At 63.1% G+C, this 16,732-nt stretch carries 14 protein-coding genes and 2 pseudogenes; 11 read left to right on the top strand and 5 right to left on the bottom strand.

The window, feature by feature from the left end:
* Window positions 1-41: 41 nt before the first annotated feature.
* Genes OMP40_RS20655 through OMP40_RS20635 form a run of 5 tightly spaced genes read left to right on the top strand, consistent with a single transcriptional unit; the run spans window position 42 to window position 4,253 of the window.
* The gene (locus OMP40_RS20655; RefSeq protein WP_277534178.1) at window positions 42-779 is read left to right on the top strand and encodes a ThuA domain-containing protein; all 738 of its coding nucleotides are present in this window, start codon (window positions 42-44) and stop codon (window positions 777-779) included.
* A gap of 6 nt (window positions 780-785) precedes the next feature.
* Entirely contained in the window at window positions 786-1,862 is a 1,077-nt protein-coding gene (locus tag OMP40_RS20650; RefSeq protein WP_277534176.1) for a Gfo/Idh/MocA family protein, read from the top strand.
* A 39-nt stretch (window positions 1,863-1,901) separates the two neighbouring features.
* Window positions 1,902-2,627, top strand: a complete 726-nt coding sequence (locus tag OMP40_RS20645; protein WP_277534174.1) for a glycerate kinase family protein — start codon at window positions 1,902-1,904, stop codon at window positions 2,625-2,627.
* Window positions 2,527-3,081 (top strand): glycerate kinase, encoded by a 555-nt coding sequence (locus OMP40_RS20640; RefSeq protein ID WP_277534172.1) that lies wholly within the window; start codon window positions 2,527-2,529, stop codon window positions 3,079-3,081. The genes OMP40_RS20645 and OMP40_RS20640 overlap by 101 nt, the downstream gene beginning before the upstream one ends.
* Window positions 3,082-3,101: 20 nt before the next feature.
* Complete coding sequence (locus tag OMP40_RS20635; RefSeq protein WP_277534170.1) at window positions 3,102-4,253, top strand: NAD(P)-binding domain-containing protein; 1,152 nt, start codon at window positions 3,102-3,104, stop codon at window positions 4,251-4,253.
* A 418-nt stretch (window positions 4,254-4,671) separates the two neighbouring features.
* Here OMP40_RS20635 and OMP40_RS20630 read toward each other — a convergent pair whose 3' ends face one another.
* Entirely contained in the window at window positions 4,672-5,964 is a 1,293-nt protein-coding gene (locus OMP40_RS20630) for a family 43 glycosylhydrolase (protein ID WP_277534168.1), read from the bottom strand.
* Window positions 5,965-6,112: 148 nt separating this feature from the next.
* Window positions 6,113-8,203, bottom strand: coding sequence for a carbohydrate-binding protein (locus tag OMP40_RS20625; RefSeq protein ID WP_277534167.1), 2,091 nt, complete (start codon window positions 8,201-8,203; stop codon window positions 6,113-6,115).
* 329 nt (window positions 8,204-8,532) lie between these two features.
* Between OMP40_RS20625 and OMP40_RS20620 the strand changes: the two genes are divergently transcribed.
* Window positions 8,533-8,685, top strand: a complete 153-nt coding sequence (locus tag OMP40_RS20620) for a hypothetical protein (RefSeq protein WP_277534166.1) — start codon at window positions 8,533-8,535, stop codon at window positions 8,683-8,685.
* A gap of 447 nt (window positions 8,686-9,132) precedes the next feature.
* Here OMP40_RS20620 and OMP40_RS20615 read toward each other — a convergent pair.
* Window positions 9,133-11,258, bottom strand: a pseudogene (locus tag OMP40_RS20615) (catalase).
* A 384-nt stretch (window positions 11,259-11,642) separates the two neighbouring features.
* Between OMP40_RS20615 and OMP40_RS20610 the strand changes: the two are divergent.
* From OMP40_RS20610 to OMP40_RS20600, 3 genes and pseudogenes are all read left to right on the top strand, one after another.
* Window positions 11,643-12,756 (top strand): annotated as a pseudogene (locus OMP40_RS20610) (NADH:flavin oxidoreductase).
* 182 nt (window positions 12,757-12,938) lie between these two features.
* Window positions 12,939-13,844, top strand: coding sequence for a nucleoside hydrolase (locus OMP40_RS20605; RefSeq protein ID WP_277534165.1), 906 nt, complete (start codon window positions 12,939-12,941; stop codon window positions 13,842-13,844).
* Between the two features lie 136 nt (window positions 13,845-13,980).
* Window positions 13,981-14,739 (top strand): SDR family NAD(P)-dependent oxidoreductase, encoded by a 759-nt coding sequence (locus tag OMP40_RS20600; protein ID WP_277534164.1) that lies wholly within the window; start codon window positions 13,981-13,983, stop codon window positions 14,737-14,739.
* 7 nt (window positions 14,740-14,746) lie between these two features.
* Here the strand turns inward: OMP40_RS20600 and OMP40_RS20595 are convergent, their stop codons facing one another.
* Window positions 14,747-15,769 (bottom strand): HD-GYP domain-containing protein, encoded by a 1,023-nt coding sequence (locus tag OMP40_RS20595; RefSeq protein ID WP_277534162.1) that lies wholly within the window; start codon window positions 15,767-15,769, stop codon window positions 14,747-14,749.
* Window positions 15,770-15,951: 182 nt separating this feature from the next.
* Between OMP40_RS20595 and OMP40_RS20590 the strand changes: the two genes are divergently transcribed.
* Window positions 15,952-16,122 (top strand): hypothetical protein, encoded by a 171-nt coding sequence (locus tag OMP40_RS20590; RefSeq protein WP_277534160.1) that lies wholly within the window; start codon window positions 15,952-15,954, stop codon window positions 16,120-16,122.
* 23 nt (window positions 16,123-16,145) lie between these two features.
* Window positions 16,146-16,307, top strand: coding sequence for a hypothetical protein (locus tag OMP40_RS20585; RefSeq protein ID WP_277534158.1), 162 nt, complete (start codon window positions 16,146-16,148; stop codon window positions 16,305-16,307).
* Here the strand turns inward: OMP40_RS20585 and OMP40_RS20580 are convergent.
* A complete protein-coding gene (locus OMP40_RS20580) occupies window positions 16,286-16,702 on the bottom strand; it encodes a DUF6509 family protein (RefSeq protein ID WP_277534156.1) in 417 nt (138 codons plus the stop codon). The genes OMP40_RS20585 and OMP40_RS20580 overlap by 22 nt on opposite strands.
* Window positions 16,703-16,732 lie beyond the last annotated feature (30 nt).

Genomic DNA, 16,732 nt, shown 5'->3' with positions numbered 1-16,732 from the left:
TGTGGGGGTCAAGGCTGAACGCAAACGAGGAGGATGGCGGCATGAAGGACAAACTGCGCGTGCTGATCTGGAACGAATTCCGTCACGAGAAAAATAACGAGAAGGTGAAGGCCGTCTACCCGGACGGCATCCATCGCGCAATCGGAGAAGGTCTCGGGGACGATCTGGCGATCGGATACGCGACGCTCGACGAAGAAGAGCACGGCCTCTCCGAGCGGCGGCTGGCGGACACGGACGTCCTTGTCTGGTGGGGACACAAGGCCCATCGCGAAGTATCGGACGAGATCGTCGAGCGCGTCCACAAGCGCGTACTTGCGGGCATGGGGCTCATCGTATTGCACTCCGGCCACTTCTCCAAGATTTTCAAGAAGCTGATGGGCACGACTTGCAACCTCAAGTGGCGGGAAGCCGACGAGAAGGAGCGGCTGTGGGTCGTGTCGCCGGGCCACCCGATCGCAGAGGGCATCGGGGAATATATCGAGCTTGCGCAAGAGGAAATGTACGGCGAGAGCTTCGAGATCCCGGCGCCCGACGAGCTCGTGTTCGTCAGCTGGTTCGAGGGCGGCGAAGTGTTCCGCAGCGGCTGCACCTACACGCGGGGACAAGGCAAGATTTTCTACTTCCGCCCCGGGCACGAGACTTATCCGACCTACTACAACGAAGAAATCCGCAAGGTCATCCGCAACGCCGTTCATTGGGCGGCGCCGACGGGTCGTCCTGCCCCGCTGTTCGGCAACCGCAAGCCGCTGGAGCCGCTAAAATCGCGGCAGGAGGCGTAGACGCGCATGACCGCAAACGGCGCGTTTCTAAAAACCGATCGCAAATTCCGCCTCGTTCAGGTCGGCTGCGGCAATATGGCCCGGCGCTGGGTCAAGTACGCAGCGGGCCGCCCGGACATCGAGCTCGCCGCGCTCGTCGACATCCATCTGCCCGCAGCCGAAGCGCTGGCTCGGGAATTCGGCCTCGACTGTCCCTGCTATACCGACCTCGGGACGGCGATCCGCGAGACCGGCGCCGACCTCGTCTTCGACGTCACGATTCCGCAGGTGCACAAGACCGTCGTGACGACCGCCGTCGAGCTCGGCTGCGACGTTATCGGCGAGAAGCCGATGGCCGTCTCGATGGCGGACGCCTACGAGATTGAAGAGATCGTGCGGCGGCACGGACGCCGCTACGCCGTCATGCAGAACCGCCGCTTCGCCCGGCAGATTCGGGAAGCGCGCGGCCTCATCGCGCAGGGGACGATCGGCAAGCCGTCGCATGCGACGGCGAACTTCTTCCTCGGCCCGCACTTCGGCGGCTTCCGGGAGACGATGGACCATCCGCTGCTGCTGGACATGGCGATCCACACGTTCGATCAGGCCCGTTACCTGCTGCAGGCCGATCCCGTGTCGGTATACTGTCATGAATTCAACCCTTCCCATTCCTGGTATGCGGGCAACGCCTCCGCGGTATGCATCTTCGAGATGAGCGACGGCTCGGTGTTCACCTACAACGGCTCCTGGTGCGCCGAAGGCGAGCCCACCTCCTGGCAGGGCGATTGGCGCGTCGTCGGCTCCGAAGGCACCTTGATCTGGGACGGGACGAACGATTCGTATTGCAGCGTGGCGGAAGGCCACCTGGGGCCGGGAGCAAGGATGCATGCGTACAAGCGCGTCGAACCGTCCGCGCCGTGGGCCGGGCACGAGGGTCACGACGGTTGCTTCGACGAAATGCTGGCAGCGCTCGCCGAAGGCCGGCCGGCCGAGACGGACTGCTCGGACAATCTCAAGAGCATGGCGATGGTGTTCGCGGCGATCGAGAGCGCGCGGAGCGGAGAAAAGGTTCGCATCGGGCCCGGACAGGCGTATGATAGGGGTTAGCATCTCATATTGGCTGTAAATTTGGGAGGAGAACCTGAAATGCGCTTCGTCATTGCTCCGGATTCATACAAAGGCAGCCTGTCCTCGCGGGAGGTCGGCTCCGTCATGGCCGCGGCCATCCGACGCGAGATTCCGCACGCCGAGATCGACGTCGTCCCGATGGCGGACGGCGGCGAGGGTACCGTCGAGGCGCTCGTCGGGGCCTGCGGCGGCCGCGGCGAGGAGGTCGCGGTGCACGGCCCGCTCGAGCCGGGGGCCACGGCGCTCATCGGCCTGATCGAACAAGACGGCGAGCCGGTCTACGTTATCGAAACGGCGAATATATGCGGCCTGCCGATGATTCCCGCGGATCGCCGCGATCCGTACGCCGCGACCTCGCGCGGGCTCGGCGAAGCGATCGCGCATGCGCTGGACCGCGGCGCGAGGCGCCTGATCGTCGGGCTCGGCGGCAGCGCCGTGAACGACGGCGGCATGGGCATGCTTGCGGCGCTCGGCGTGCGCTTCGCGGATCGCGGCGGCCGGACGCTGGAGGGCCGGGGCGGCGATCTGCTGCGCGCAGCCGCGGTCGACTGGAGCGGCCTGGACCCGCGGCTCGCGGCATGCGCGATCACGGCGGCCAGCGACGTGACGAGCCCCCCTGACGGGGCCGGCGGGCGCCTCGCGCGTGTTCGGGCCGCAAAAGGGCGCGACGCCCGAGCAAGCGGCGGAGCTCGACGAGGCTATGCGCGCGTATGCGGCGCTGCTGGAGCGGCCGGGCGGGCCTAGCGCGGGCGGAGCCGAGGCGAACTCAAGCGACGCGAATGGGCTGCGTCTGTCGGAGCGGCCTGGCGCGGGCGCCGCTGGCGGGCTCGGCTTCGCGCTGCTGCGGCTCGGCGCCCGGATCGAGTCCGGCGCGGAGGTAGCGGCCCGGGCGACCGGTCTGAAGGCGCGGATCGCGGGCGCCGACTGGGTGCTGACCGGCGAGGGGCGCACCGACGCGCAGACGCTGAGCGGCAAGCTGCCGTTCCGCGTCGCGGAATGGGCGGCGGCCGAAGGCGTCCCCGCGATCCTCGTGTCCGGCGGCCTGGGCCCGGACATCGAGCCGCTCTACGAGACGTTCGCCGCCGTCTTCCCGATCGTCGGCAGGCCGTCGACGCTGGATGAGTGCCTGGCCGAGGCCGAGGACAATCTGACCAGAACCGCGCGCAATGTCGCAAGATTGATCAAGACGAAGACTTAACGCCGAGGAGCGTGAACGACTTGAAGAAGATCGGATTCATCGGACTGGGGAATATGGGCTTGCCGATGGCGGAAAACCTCATCAAGGCAGGCTACGACGTATACGGCTTGAATCGCAGCAAGCCCGCCGAGGAACGGCTGGCCGCATCGGGCGGCCGTGTCGGCGCAGATCGCGCGCGGCTGGCGGCGGAGATGGACCTCATCGTCACCTGCCTGCCGATGCCGGCCGACGTGGAAGAGGTCTATCTCGGAGCCGACGGACTCGTCCCGGCAGGCAGGGAAGGCTTGATCCTGGTCGACTGCAGCACGGTCGGACCTGCCCTGTCGCGCAAGATCGGCGAGGCTGCGGCCGGGCGCGGCATCCGCTTCCTCGACGCGCCGGTCAGCGGCGGAACGACCGGCGCCGCCGCGGGGACGCTCAGCATCATGGTCGGCGGCGACGAAGCGACGTTTGCCTTGGCGCAGCCCGTGCTGGCCGCGATGGGCAAGCAGATCGACCTCGTCGGTCCCGCCGGCAGCGGCTCCGTCGTCAAGCTGGTCAACCAGCTCATGGTCGGCATCCATACGCAGGCCGTCAGCGAAGCGCTGGCGCTCGGCAGAAAAGCAGGCCTGGACGAGGAGCAGCTGGTGAACGTGCTGCTGGCCAGCTTCGCCAGCAGCCGCATCCTCGACCGGCATTACCGCAACCATATCGGACCGGGCCGCTTCGAAGCCGGCTTCGCCATCAAGCTGCTCGCCAAGGATCTGACGCTCGCGGCCGAGCTCGCCGCGCAGTCCGGCGTCGGCCTGTCCGCGGGGCGCCGCGTCAAAGGCCTGCTCGACGGCGCCGTTCGCGACGGCTTTGCCGAGCAGGACATGGCCGCGATGCTGCGTTATCAGCTCCAGCGCGATGAACCGGGCGAGGCGATCAAGCACTTCGCCGTCTTCCTGCCGATGAAGGACCCCGAGCTCAGCGTGAAGTTCCGCGAGCAGCATTTGCAGTTCCTGGCGGATCGCCGCGCCGAAGGCAAGCTTCATGCCAACGGCCGGTTCGTCGACGGCGCCGGCGGACTCGTCATCTACAAGGAGCGCTCCCTGGAGGAAGCCGAATCCTGGGTGAAGCAGGACCCGTACGTCGTCCTCGGCGCCAGAGGCTACGAGATTCATGAGTGGGACATCGTGCTGGCGGAATAGGTTTCGCGCTAGGTTTCACGCCAGGTTTCACGCCAGGTTTCACGCCAGGTTTCGCGCCAGGTTTCACGCCACCCTTCCAACTACGATTTAACGATCGTCAAGCGATGCGTTTCCCTTTGGTGGTTCGAGCACTTCCGCCTGAGGGGACGCTTTCTTTTTAGCTCCGCCTCTGGCTCCGCCTCTGGCTCCGCCGTCGTCGCTTGCCGCCGGTGAAGAGGCCTAAGCCGTGCTATCGCGTAAAAGTGCACGATCAAGCGCCCCACTCGTTTGACCTTCCGTCTACCGCGCAAAAGTGCAGGATATTCACTCGAAACACCCGCATTCTCGCTCAAAGAGACGAGGTACCGTGCACTTTCGCGCGATAGCTCGCAAAAAGACGCCATACCAGCCTTGAATGATGCACTTTTGCACGATAGCGCTAATCCAGCCATTCGACGGACAAGCCTTCGATCCGCACGTCTCCATGACCGCCTTCGAGCTTGACCGTATTAACGGCTCCAGCCTTCAGGCGCACGGTGAGCGAAGTATGTCCGCCCTCCGCCCGCAGCGCGTTCAATAACGAATCGTCGGCGCCGTTGACGAACAGCCGCAGTTTGGCCAGCCGCTCGCGCGTCGTATAGCGCACCGCGAGATTCGCCCGGCCGCCGCGTCCGCCGTCGACCTCGCGGAATTCGCAGCCGGACGAAGCCCCTTCCAAGCCGACGACCGCAAAGACGCCCTCTTCCGCAGCGACGACCGCCGCATCCCCGAACGTCCCGCAGCCCTCTGCCGGATAAAAGGCGCGCGCATTTTCCTTTGCAGCATCCGTCTGGACGGCACGGACGCCTTCCTCCGTCTGCCTAACCGTGCGAATGGCTCCGTCTTCGTCGAAGTGCAGCTCGTCGATGCAAACGCTGCGCAAGTTCCCCATGCCGGAGATCGCCTGATTGTGATAGAACAGATACCATTGTCCCTTATGCTCGACAACCGATCCGTGCGTCGTGGAGCAGCCCGTCGGCTCCAGGAAGATGCCCCGGTAGGTCCACGGGCCGAGCGGATGCTCGCTCGTCGCGTAGCGCATCCGGTTGTTGTCGTGCAGATTGTCCGCGTAGGTCAAATAGTAGACGCCGTCGCGCTTGAACGTCCATGCCGCCTCGTGGAAATCTTCCAGGCCGATCATGTCGGCCATCTCTCCCTTGACGGACATCATGTCGTCGTTCAGCTCGCCCCCGTGGCAAACGCCGCCCCCGCCGTAGTACATGTATGCGCGTCCGTCGTCGTCCATAAAGACGCACGGATCGATCATCGCGAAGCCGCCGAGTCCTTCGATATAGCCGCGGTCGACGAATCCGCTTGCGGGCTTGTCGCTCGTAGCGACGCCGATCTTCCACGTGTCGTTCCAGTCGGAGCCGCTCGGATGCGGATAGTAGAAGTAGTAAGTGCCGTTCCGGTAAGCGCAGTCGGGCGCCCACATGAAGCCGCCTTCGGGTCGTCCCCACGGCACGTCGTCCGAACGCAGAATTTCCCCTTCGTCCACCCAGTTCACCATATCGTCCGACGAGAAAACGTGATAGCGGTCCATCAGATCGCAGCCCCGCGGCGGGTCCATGTCGTGCGAGGCGTAAATGTAAATTTTGCCGTCCTGCCATACATGAGCCGAAGGGTCGGCCGTGTAAATCGAAGTAATTATCGGATTTTTACCTTTCATGCTGCACGCTCCTTGACCGCTCATCGCGCGTTTTCCTCCTCATTTTAAGGCAAGCTTCCGAGCGCTCCCATGAGGCGATCGAAAACGAAATCCGCCGATCTTGTCTTCTTTGCAGCCGTAAGCACGGAAAAGCGGCCCCGGAAGACGCATCTCCCGTAAGCCGCCGTATGCCTTATTGATGGGTGGTCGGATGCGAGGCCGTGACCGGAATTTGCCCTTTGAACATCCGGTTGATGTCGCCCGCCAGACGGAGATAGAAGTCGGAAGATACCGCTACGCCGTCCGCATTGAGCGTCAGGAAGTACTGGTTGGTCGGGATCATCGCGCTGTTCTCCGCCGCTTTGGCGATGGCCGTTCCTTCGTCGTACTCGTCGAACATGGCGATATAGCCGGTGTTGATGCCGAGCTGCTTCAGCCGATAAGCTTGCTGCCACATGAAGTCGCCATGGAGCCGGGGAATTTGATTCGTCGGCCCTCCGGTCATGTTGGACCAGGCGAAGCCCGGCCAGATGACGGGCTGATAGGCGATGTTCCGCTGCTGCGTGTACGTAAGATCGGGCCCGTATTGGTTCGTACTGTAGTTGTCGACGTCGGCAGCGCCAAAGCGCCCGACAAACCATGGCGAGAGCATATCGAGCGATTCGTACACGCTCATAAAGCCGGACTTCGAATCGTTGTTGCCCGTCCGCCAATAAGTCGGCACGCCTCCGATGACGTAGACGTTCTGCGCTTTGAACCAGTCGATCAGGCTCTGGTGCTCGGCAGCCGTGCCCGGACGGTCGGTGAATCCGATCCCCCATATACAAACGACGATTTTGCCGTTCTGCTTGGCATAGGCGCTCGAGGACGTCAGATGCATATTGTTCACGACGTTCGTCGTCCAGTCGTGCTTGACCGCGTTCACCCAGTTGCTCGCGTCCATGCCCGTGATGTCGTACATGACGTAAAATTTGCGGCCGTACGTCTCGGCGGCATTCTTCACCTTGACCGCCACGCTGTCGCGATTCGTCTTCCAGTTGTTAGGCGTATCGCTCTCGTCCGCCCCGAAGCGCTGAAGCGCCGCGCCGTCGATGTTGTACGTCTGCATCCATTCGAAGTGCTTGTTGACGGTTTCCTGATCGTAGGAGGAAAAAAGCTTGGCCTGCGTGCCGTTGGCGAGGTTCGCCAGGTTCGTCTGATACAGCTTCGAATACTCGCGAATGTCCGGGTACAGCTCGAAGTTCACGTTCGAGCCGGCGGTCGGCGCGCTGCTGTTTTTGGACCAATGGACCCACCCGCCGTTCGGCGAGCCGTCGCCCTGCGCGTTGAACCAGCCTTGGTAGCCGGCGAACAGCTTGCCGACGACGTCGCCGCCCGACGTCGGGGTGCCCGTGCCGAACTTGAACCAGTTCAGGTTCATCAGATTGCCCGCCCCGCCCGTGAATTTCACGTACAAATTGTGGACCCCCGACGCGCCGGACACCTGCCCGCTAGCCGTCGTCCAGTTCTGCCAGCCGCCCGTGCCGCTCACCGCGACGGTCCCGATCAGCGTTCCCGTCAAGCTGTCCAGCCGGAATTCGATCGAACCGCCTCCGGCCGCGCTTGCGACGCGCGCCTGAACGCTGGACGCGCCGCTGCCGAAGTCGACGCCATTGAACGTCAGATAGTCGCCATTGTCGATAAAGCCTACGTTCGACCCGCCGCCGGCATCGGACGTCGGCTCCGTTTGAATGCCGGATTGCCCGTTGTAGGCTTCCGCCTCGATCTGGTTAAAGGCCGACAATCCCGACGCAAACTTGAACCACAGCATATTGAACAAATTGCCGCTGCCGCCCGTAAACTTCAAATACAGCGTGTGCACGCCGGTCGCGCCAGACGCGTTCGTCGTCACCGTCGTCCAATTTTGCCATCCTCCCGTGCCCGGAACCTGCGCCGTGGCGACCAGCGTCCCGTTCACGCCGTCGAGCCGCGCCTCGATCGCGCCGCCGCTCGCATTGCTCGCCACGCGTACCTGGAACGTGCTCGCGCCGCTGCCGAAATCGACGTTCGAAAATGCGATATAGTCGCCATTGTCGATAAACGCGACGTTCTGTCCGCCTTCGCTCGAGCTCTCGAGCTGAATGCCGGACTGGCTGCTGTAGCCCGACGCCGCCGTCTGCACGAACGCGGAAGCGGCGGATGCGACCGACGGAGACCAGGCCCACTGGCCGAGCAGCAGCGCCGCGGTCAGCAGCGCCGCGCAAAAGCGCGGCCATGTCATGCGGAAACGTTGGTTGACGTTCATCAATGCATGCCTCCTCGTTTGATTAAATCGCCGGACGTATCCGGCCTGTGCGCCTTCTTCGCTCAACATGCATGCGCCATCCTGTACGCCTCATGAAATTCGCTTGCCGCTTTAGACGATCTTGACGCCCTGCGACGCACATGCTTCCGCGCCGCGCTTTCTTTCAGGAAGCCGTTTATCCACCTCCTTCGAGATCGGCAGCATGGCGGATGGTGTAAGGGCTTACCTATCAATGTAGACCGATCTGACAAAAGCTTACATCCAGGATAGCGAATTGATAAGGAGGCAATATTGAACTTAAGCGGACGATCCAAGCCTTTCCAGGGGGAGTGCTGACGTTATGCGGGAGCACCGGTTTGTTCCTGGCCGAGACTTCCTGCCGCGAGCCCGCATACGAGAGCGCAAGTTTGTTCCTGGCCGAGACTTCCTGCCGCATGCCCGCATACGAGAGCGCCAATTTGTTCCTGATCGAGACTTCCTGACGCGAGCCCGCATACGAGAGCGCCAATGTTCCTGACCGAGACTTCCTGCCGCGAACCCGCATACGAGAGCACAAGTTTGTTCCTGACCGAGACTTCCTGCCGCGAGCCCACATATGGGAGCGCCAGTTTGTTCCTGATCGAGACTTCCTGACGCGAGCCCGCATACGAGAGTACACGTTTGTTCCTGATCGAGACTTCCTGCCGCGAGCCCGCATACGAGAGTACAAGTTTGTTCCTGACCGAGACTTCCTGCCGCATGCCCGCATACGAGAGCGCCAATTTGTTCCTGATCGAGACTTCCTTCCGTGAGCCCGCATACGAGAGTACCGGTTTGTTCCTGACCGAGAGTTCCTGCCGCGAGCCCGCTGACCGCATGAAGGCAGAACGGCCTGATCGCAAAAAGAAGCAGCCCCCGCAGAGGCTGCTTCTTCCCGATCCCGCGCCGCTTTATTGCACCTTCCGCTCCCAGTGCCGGTGCGCCGCGATCGCTTCGACGAACGACTTGGCGAAGGCTTCGTCCGGCGCGCCCGCGACGACGACGCCGGGCTCGTTCCAGGCCGGCTGGTTCGCCGAGCCCGTCGCCTTGGCGCCTTCCGGGGTCGGCGCGCCGACCCCGGCGGCGGACAGCAGGTCCGCGCCCTCGCCGATCGCGGCGATCGGCTTGTAGTGGCGGTACGCCTGGCGGACGAAATCAACCGCCAGCGGCTGCGCCAGCAGCGCGTCGACGCTCTCGCGTCCGCCCGCGACGTAGACGGCGTCGAACAGGACGGAATCCGCCGACTCCAAATGGTGCATCACCTCGACCTGCCCGTCGGCATCCGTCGGCAGGAAACCCAACTTCGTGCTCACGAGCTCCGCCGTGACGCCCGCCGCGGCGAGCGGCGCAAGCACCTCCCGCAGCTCGGCGTCCCCCGAACGTCTTGGCCGTGAGCACGGCCACCTTGCGCGTCTGCGCCGACTTCGCCTTGTTCATGATGCTGAGCGCCGGCGAACGCATCGTCACTGCAGGCGGCGCCATATCGGCAGGCGGGAGCGCCCCGATCGCGTCGGCCAGCTGTGCCGCGAGGCCCGGATCGACCTGCGCGAACACGTCGACCGTGCGCTGCCGCACCTCTTTGCTTTTCACCTTGCTCAGCTCGAATTGAAATGCCTTGATAATGTGCAGCTGCTCCACCTCGGACAAGCTTTGATAGAACATCACCGCCTGACTGAAGTGATCCTTGAAGCTGTCGCTGCGCGCGCGGACTTTGCGTCCTTCCACTTTTTCCGCATAGTGCTTGTAGCCCCCCCTCGGCTTCCGTCGCAGGAGACGGCGCGTTGCCGGCCAGTCCGTTCTTGTGATACGACACCTGGCCCGGATTGATCGTCATGCGCGCCATGCCGTCCCGCTGATTGTTGTGGACCGGCGCGACTGGGCGGTTGATCGGCAGCTCGTGGAAGTTCGGGCCCCCCGACGCGCTTGAGCTGCGTATCGGTATAGGAGAACAAGCGGCCCTGCAGGAGCGGATCGTTCGAAAAGTCGATGCCCGGCACGACATGACCCGGGTGGAAGGCGACCTGCTCCGTTTCCGCGAAAAAGTTGTCGGTATTGCGGTTCAGCGTCATTTTGCCGACGATCCGGACCGGCACGAGCTCCTCCGGCCACAGCTTGGTCGGATCGAGGATGTCGAAGTCGAAGTTGAACTCCTCGTCCTCTTCGATGAGTTGAACGCCGAGCTCCCATTCGGGGGAAGTTCCCCTGCTCGATCGCGTCCCACAGGTCGCGGCGGTGGAAGTCCGGATCCTTGCCCGCGATCTTCTGCGTCTCGTCCCATACGGTCGAATGCACGCCGAGCGCCGGCTTCCAGTGGAACTTCACGAAGCGCGCCACGCCCTCCGCGTTGACCAGGCGGTACGTGTTGACGCCGAAGCCCTCCATCATTCGGAAGCTGCGCGGCAGCGCGCGGTCGCTCATCGCCCACATGACCATGTGAGCGGCCTCGGTATTCGTCGTGACGAAGTCCCAGAACGTATCGTGCGCCGACTGCGCCTGCGGCACCTCGTTGTGCGGCTCCGGCTTGACCGCGTGCACGAAGTCGGGGAACTTGATCGCGTCCTGGATGAAGAATACGGGGATGTTGTTGCCGACGAGATCGTAGTTGCCTTCCTCCGTATAAAACTTAACGGCGAAGCCCCCGCACGTCGCGCACCGTGTCGGCCGATCCGCGGGACCCTGCGACGGTGGAGAAGCGAACGAACACCGGCGTCTTGACGGACGGATCCTGCAGGAAGCCCGCCTTTGTGATCTCCGCCTGCGGCTCGTACGCCTGGAAGAAGCCGTGCGCGCCGAAGCCTCGGGCATGAACGACCCGTTCCGGGATGCGCTCGTGGTCGAAGTGCGTCATTTTCTCGCGGAAATGAAAGTCCTCCAGCAGCGTGGGTCCGCGTTCGCCCGCCTTGAGGGAAAACTCGTCCTCGGCCATGCGCAGGCCCTGGTTCGTCGTCAACTTCTGTCCTTTCGCGTCTACCGTATATTGCGCCAGCTGCTCGTCCTTGACCGTTTTCTCCGGCTTGCCGTTGTCCTTCATGGCCATACGATCGCTTCCTCCTCGATATCGGGCTCGTTATAGAGCTCGTTCGTCCTTATCTCGCGCTGCCTTATGTAGTCGTGCCGCGGTTAACGGAATTCTTTACCCCGGACCTGCGCGAATTAAGCAGACGGCACGTCCGGGAAGCGCAGCCGGCCCCTCCCTGCCATGATCGAACCGAATTTACTATACAAACTCCATCATCTCCTCCGAGCTCGTTTCCATGCAAAAAGCCGGGATTTTCGCGTCGCGCCGCTGCGGACGATGGACATACTATAGGCGCAACGAGCCGCACAATGCCGCTGCTTGCGTTTGTGCCACTGCATCGATATATTTATAATTATAGATATATAAAAATAAGGGCCGCGCCCACCCAAGGAGAGAACATTCATGACCGTTAACCCCACCGCAGCGCCGCTGTTCGAACGCTTTTCCAGCGATAAACTGGAGCTGGACAGCCGGATCGTCATGGCGCCGATGACCCGCGGCTTCTCGCCGAACGGCGTTCCCGGCCCCAACGTGGCCGGCTACTACCGCCGCCGGGCTGAAAACAACGTCGGCCTGATCATCACGGAAGGCACCGTGATCAATCACCCGGCTGCCGCCGCAGACCGCGACGTTCCTCACTTCTACGGCGAAGCGGCGCTCGAAGGCTGGGCGCGCGTCGTTCGCGAAGTTCACGAGGCCGGCGGCAAGATCGCCCCGCAGATCTGGCATGTGGGCACGGCGCGCCAGCGCGATAAGTTCCCCCGAGTCGAACGCCGACCCGATCGGACCATCCGGCTTGTCCCTCACGGGCGAGCGGGTGTCCGATCCGCTGACGAAGGAAGAGATCCGCGGGCTCGTCGCGGGATACGCCCAGGCGGCTGCCGACGCCAAGCGGCTCGGCTTCGACGCCGTGGAGATCCACGGCGCGCACGGCTACCTGATCGACCAGTTTTTCTGGGAAAACACGAACAAGCGCGACGATGAATACGGCGGCGACATCGTCGGCCGCACGCGGTTCGGGGTTGAGGTCATCGAGGCGGTCCGCGCGGCCGTCGGCCCCGACTTCCCGATCATTTTCCGCTTCTCGCAGTGGAAGCCGGTCGACTACAACGCCAAGCTCGCGCCGACGCCGGAAGCGCTGGAGCGGTTCCTCGCGCCGTTGTCGGCGGCGGGCGTCGACATTTTCCATTGCTCCACGCGCCGTTTCTGGGAGCCCGAGTTCGAGGGCTCGGACCTGAACCTGGCGGGCTGGACCAAGCAGCTCACCGGCAAGCCGACCATCACGGTCGGATCGGTCGGCCTCGATTCCGAGTTCACGAGCCTCTTCGCCGAAGGCAAAGGCGCCGACAACGTCGGGCTGGATGCGCTGGTCGAGCGGCTGGCGCGCGGGGAGTTCGATCTGGTCGCCGTCGGCCGGGCGCTGCTGAACGATCCTTCCTGGGCGAGCAAGATCCGCGAAGACCGCGCCGGGGAACTCCGCGCGTTCACCCGGGAAGCGCTCGGATCGCTCAGCTGATAACTGCAAACGAAGGCGCGCGGAGAGATCCGCGCGCCTTTCGCATGCTTGCGGGACAATCGCCGTGTTATAATTCGAAGACGCGCGGCCTATGCGCCGCGGCGCATTCGACGAACAAAGGAGCCTGTTTCCCTTGACTCAAGTCCGCAAAGTCATCATCGACGCCGACACCGGCATCGACGATGCGCTCGCCATTTTATACGCGCTCAAGTCCCCCCGCGCTTCGCGTCGAGGGCATCACGACCGTCTTCGGCAACGTGGACGTACGGCAGGCGACGGAGAACACGCTGCGCATCGTCAAGCTGGCCGCGCCCGCTTACGAAGTGCCCGTCGCGATCGGCGCCGACCGTCCGCTTAAGCGGCCCCCGACCGGCTTCTCCGCGCACGTGCACGGACACAACGGCATCGGCGACGCCGAGCTGCCGCCTTCCGGTCAGCGGGCGCTCGCCGAGCGCGCGGAAGACTTCATCGTCCGCAAGGCCGGCGAGCTGGACGGCGAGCTCGTCCTGATCACGCTCGGACGGCTGACGAACGTCGCGCTCGCGCTCGCCAAGGATCCCGGGCTGGCGCGCAAGATCAAGCAGGTTTACGTGATGGGCGGCGCCGTTCAGGTCGCCGGCAACGTCACGCCGGTCGCCGAGGCGAACATCTGGGGCGATCCCGAGGCCGCCGATATCGTCTTCGCATCCGGACTCGACATCGTGATGATCGGGCTCGACGTCACGATGAAGACGCATCTCGCCCAGGAGCACCTGGACTTCCTGCAGCGGCGCTGCCGGCCCGAGAACCGGGAGATCGTCGAATTCCTGCGGACCTCGATGGCCTACTACTTCGAGTTCTACCGGCAGGCCAACCACTTCGTCGACGCGGCGCCGATGCACGACCCGCTCACGGTGCTCGCCGCCGAAGAGCCGGGACTCGTCACCAACCGCACGATGCGCGTCACCGTCGAATGCGAGAGCGCGCTGTGCGCCGGCATGACGGTCGCGGACCTCAGGCCGAGCCCGAGCGTCGGCACGCCGATCCAGGTCAGCGTAGACGTCGACGCCAGGACGGCGGTCGGGAAGCTGCTGTCGGTCTTTATCTGAAAATAAGCGCGCAGCGTCAAGTCACCGCGTCTGTCAGGCAGGATCATGACAGATTCGGTGACTTGTCTCACTTCCGGAGGAATTGCGATGACAATTAGAATGGGGGAGGATATCAGTCGCAAAGGAGAGCGCTTCCATGAACGATAACGCTAAAAAAATCGCGCTGGTCACGGGCGGCAATCAAGGCATCGGATTCGAGATCTGCCGGCAGCTCGCTCAGGCGGGCGTCCGCGTCCTCGTGGGCGCGCGCAACGCGGAGCGCGGTAACGAAGCGGTTCGCCTGCTGAACGCGGAAGGCGGGAATGCCGCATGCGTCCGGATGGACGTCACCGATGCGGCGCAAGTGTCCGCCGCCGCCGAGGACATCGCGCGGAGCTATGGAAGGCTGGACATCCTCGTCAACAACGCCGGCGTGCTCCTGCCCGAGTCGCGACCGGGCGAATCCGGCGCCGAGCTTGTCCGGCAAGTGTACGAGACCAACGTGTTCGGCGTCGTGCGCGTCACGCAGGCGATGCTTCCCTTGCTCCGCCGGTCGGCCGGCGGACGGATCGTCAACCTGTCGAGCTCGCTCGCCTCGCTCCGGCTGCATGGCGACCCTTCGTTCGAGCTGGGCTCGTTCCTCATGCTCGGCTACAATTCGTCGAAGACGGCGGTCAACGCGCTGACCGTCATGTGGGCCAAAGACCTCGCCGGAGACGGCATCAAGGTCAATGCGGCGGACCCCGGCTACTGTGCCACCGCCATGACGGGTTATGCCTCCCCCCAGGTTCGCCGCCGAAGGCGCGCGGGAGCCCGTTCGCCTGGCGCTGCTGCCGGACGACGCTCCGAGCGGCGGCTTTTTCGGAGACGCGGGTCCGATTCCCTGGTAAATCCGGGGAACCGGCCAACCGCTTAAATCAAGCTTACAAGCTTAAATGATGATCTCCTCGATATTCAGATTCCGCTCCCGCTTGAGATCGATGAAGCTGTCGCCGACCTTCACGAGCGGGTGCATATCCTCCTGCGGATCGAGATAGACCACCTCTCCCCAGCGTCCGTCGCTCAGCTTGACCTGGCGGCCCAGCAAGTGCCGGACGATCTGCTCGAGGAACACGCCGACGATATGCGGATCCAGCTCCCCCGAACGAGCCGTTGCGCATCTCGCTGACGACTCTGTAGAAGGGCATCGGCTCGTGGTAGGGACGCCTGGACGACATCGCGTGAAAGATATCGGCTACGGCCACGACCCGGCTCATGGCGTCCATCTCGCTGTTGCAAATGCCGTACGGATAGCCGCGGCCGTCGTTGCGTTCGTGGTGCTGCAGCGCGACCAGCGCCACGCGCGGATCGATTTTCGGATTCGCTTTCAAAATCTCGTATCCGTAAACGGTATGCAGCTTCATCTCCGCGTACTCGTCCGCCGTCAGCCTGCCGGGCTTCAGCAGAATTTCGTCCGGAATGCGGACCTTCCCTACGTCGTGCAGCGAGGCGGCGAGCGACAGCAGGGCGACCTGGTCGTCTCTCCATCCCAGCCAGCGGCCGATCAGCGTGGACAGCACGCTGACGCCGATGTTGTGCTGATGCGTATATTCATCCTTCGCTTTGACGGTATGGAACAGGCTGAACATGTCCTTGTTCTCCGACATCTGCAGCACCATCGGCGTCAGCGTGTGCTCGATCTCCTGCGGATCGACATGGCCCGCCTCCCGCACCCGCTCGAACATCTCCTTCGCGAACTGTACGGCTTGCGTCATCAACGCTACGGACTCCGCGTCCTGCGGCCTGCCTCCCTGCTCCGCCACGCGAACCTCTTCGGGGTCCACCCGGTAATTCTCCAGCAATTCAATGTGCGACTTCTCAAGTGCAACTCCTGCCGGCACGAGCACCAGCCCGTTGTGGACGATGTCGTGCTTGACCTTTTTGCCTAGGAGTTCCGCATGTCTCATCGGGCTTTCCTCCTGTTGCCCATTTGTTTTGATGGACGTCCCTTCCAGTTTAATCCTTTCGGCGCATCACTTAAAGCGACAAATATGATACCGTCCGGAAGAGCGCCGACTTGATTGGCCTGAACGGACCGGGGGTAATGGAGGATATCAACGCGATGCATGAGCCGGAAGGAGGTGCAGCGATGTCGATGCCCGAGCGATATCTGGGTCAATCGGAGCTGCTGGAGGAGGACTACGAGCGTCCGCGCGACGGCGAACCCGTCGCCGTCTCGTTCATCGAGTACTCTGCTTACTTCGCGATTCTGCTTGGTTTGCTTTATTTCCTCACCCAATACGTGCTCCCGAGTTTTTAATCCAAGACTAGGAGGGTTCGACCATGTCCATCGAACAGCGCAACGTCGAATACGAACAGCATAACGTAGAAAGAAAATACGATTCGAGCCTCGTCGCCTCGACTTTTATCAAGTATGCCGCGTACGTCCTCATCTTCTTCGGCGTTCTGTATTTCCTGGCCCGCTATATTATTCCGAAGTTCTGAATCTCGCTCGCCGGTTTTACGCCATGCAAAAGCAGGCAAGGCCGAACGCCCCTTCGAACAAACCAGGGACGCTTGGCCTTGCCTGCTTGCTTTATATCGGGGTCTATTCGTCTTCCGGCAGGTGCGACGCGCAAAAAAGCGGCCAGCTCGGCGAGCTCCTCGGGCTCCGCGTCCAGCGGCAGGTAGCGGTTCGTCGTCTTTTCCGTCCAGTCGCACGTCAAGATGCCGGACGCCTCGCCGTCGTCCTTGTAGACGACGCGCGCGTAGACGCCGTGCTCCGAATAGAGCTCGTCCTCCTCGTCCACCTCGACCTCCAGCTTGAACTCGTACCTTCGCCCGCTCAGTATGCCGAACGGATCCTGTACCAGTTCGACCGAATATGCCGTTATGTTCATCCGTCGTCCCCCCTCTAAATGCACCGCGTT

This window comes from Cohnella rhizosphaerae (assembly GCF_029525575.1).
GTDB classification, from domain to species: domain Bacteria; phylum Bacillota; class Bacilli; order Paenibacillales; family Paenibacillaceae; genus Cohnella; species Cohnella rhizosphaerae.
This window is presented reverse-complemented; position numbering and strand designations above follow the sequence as displayed.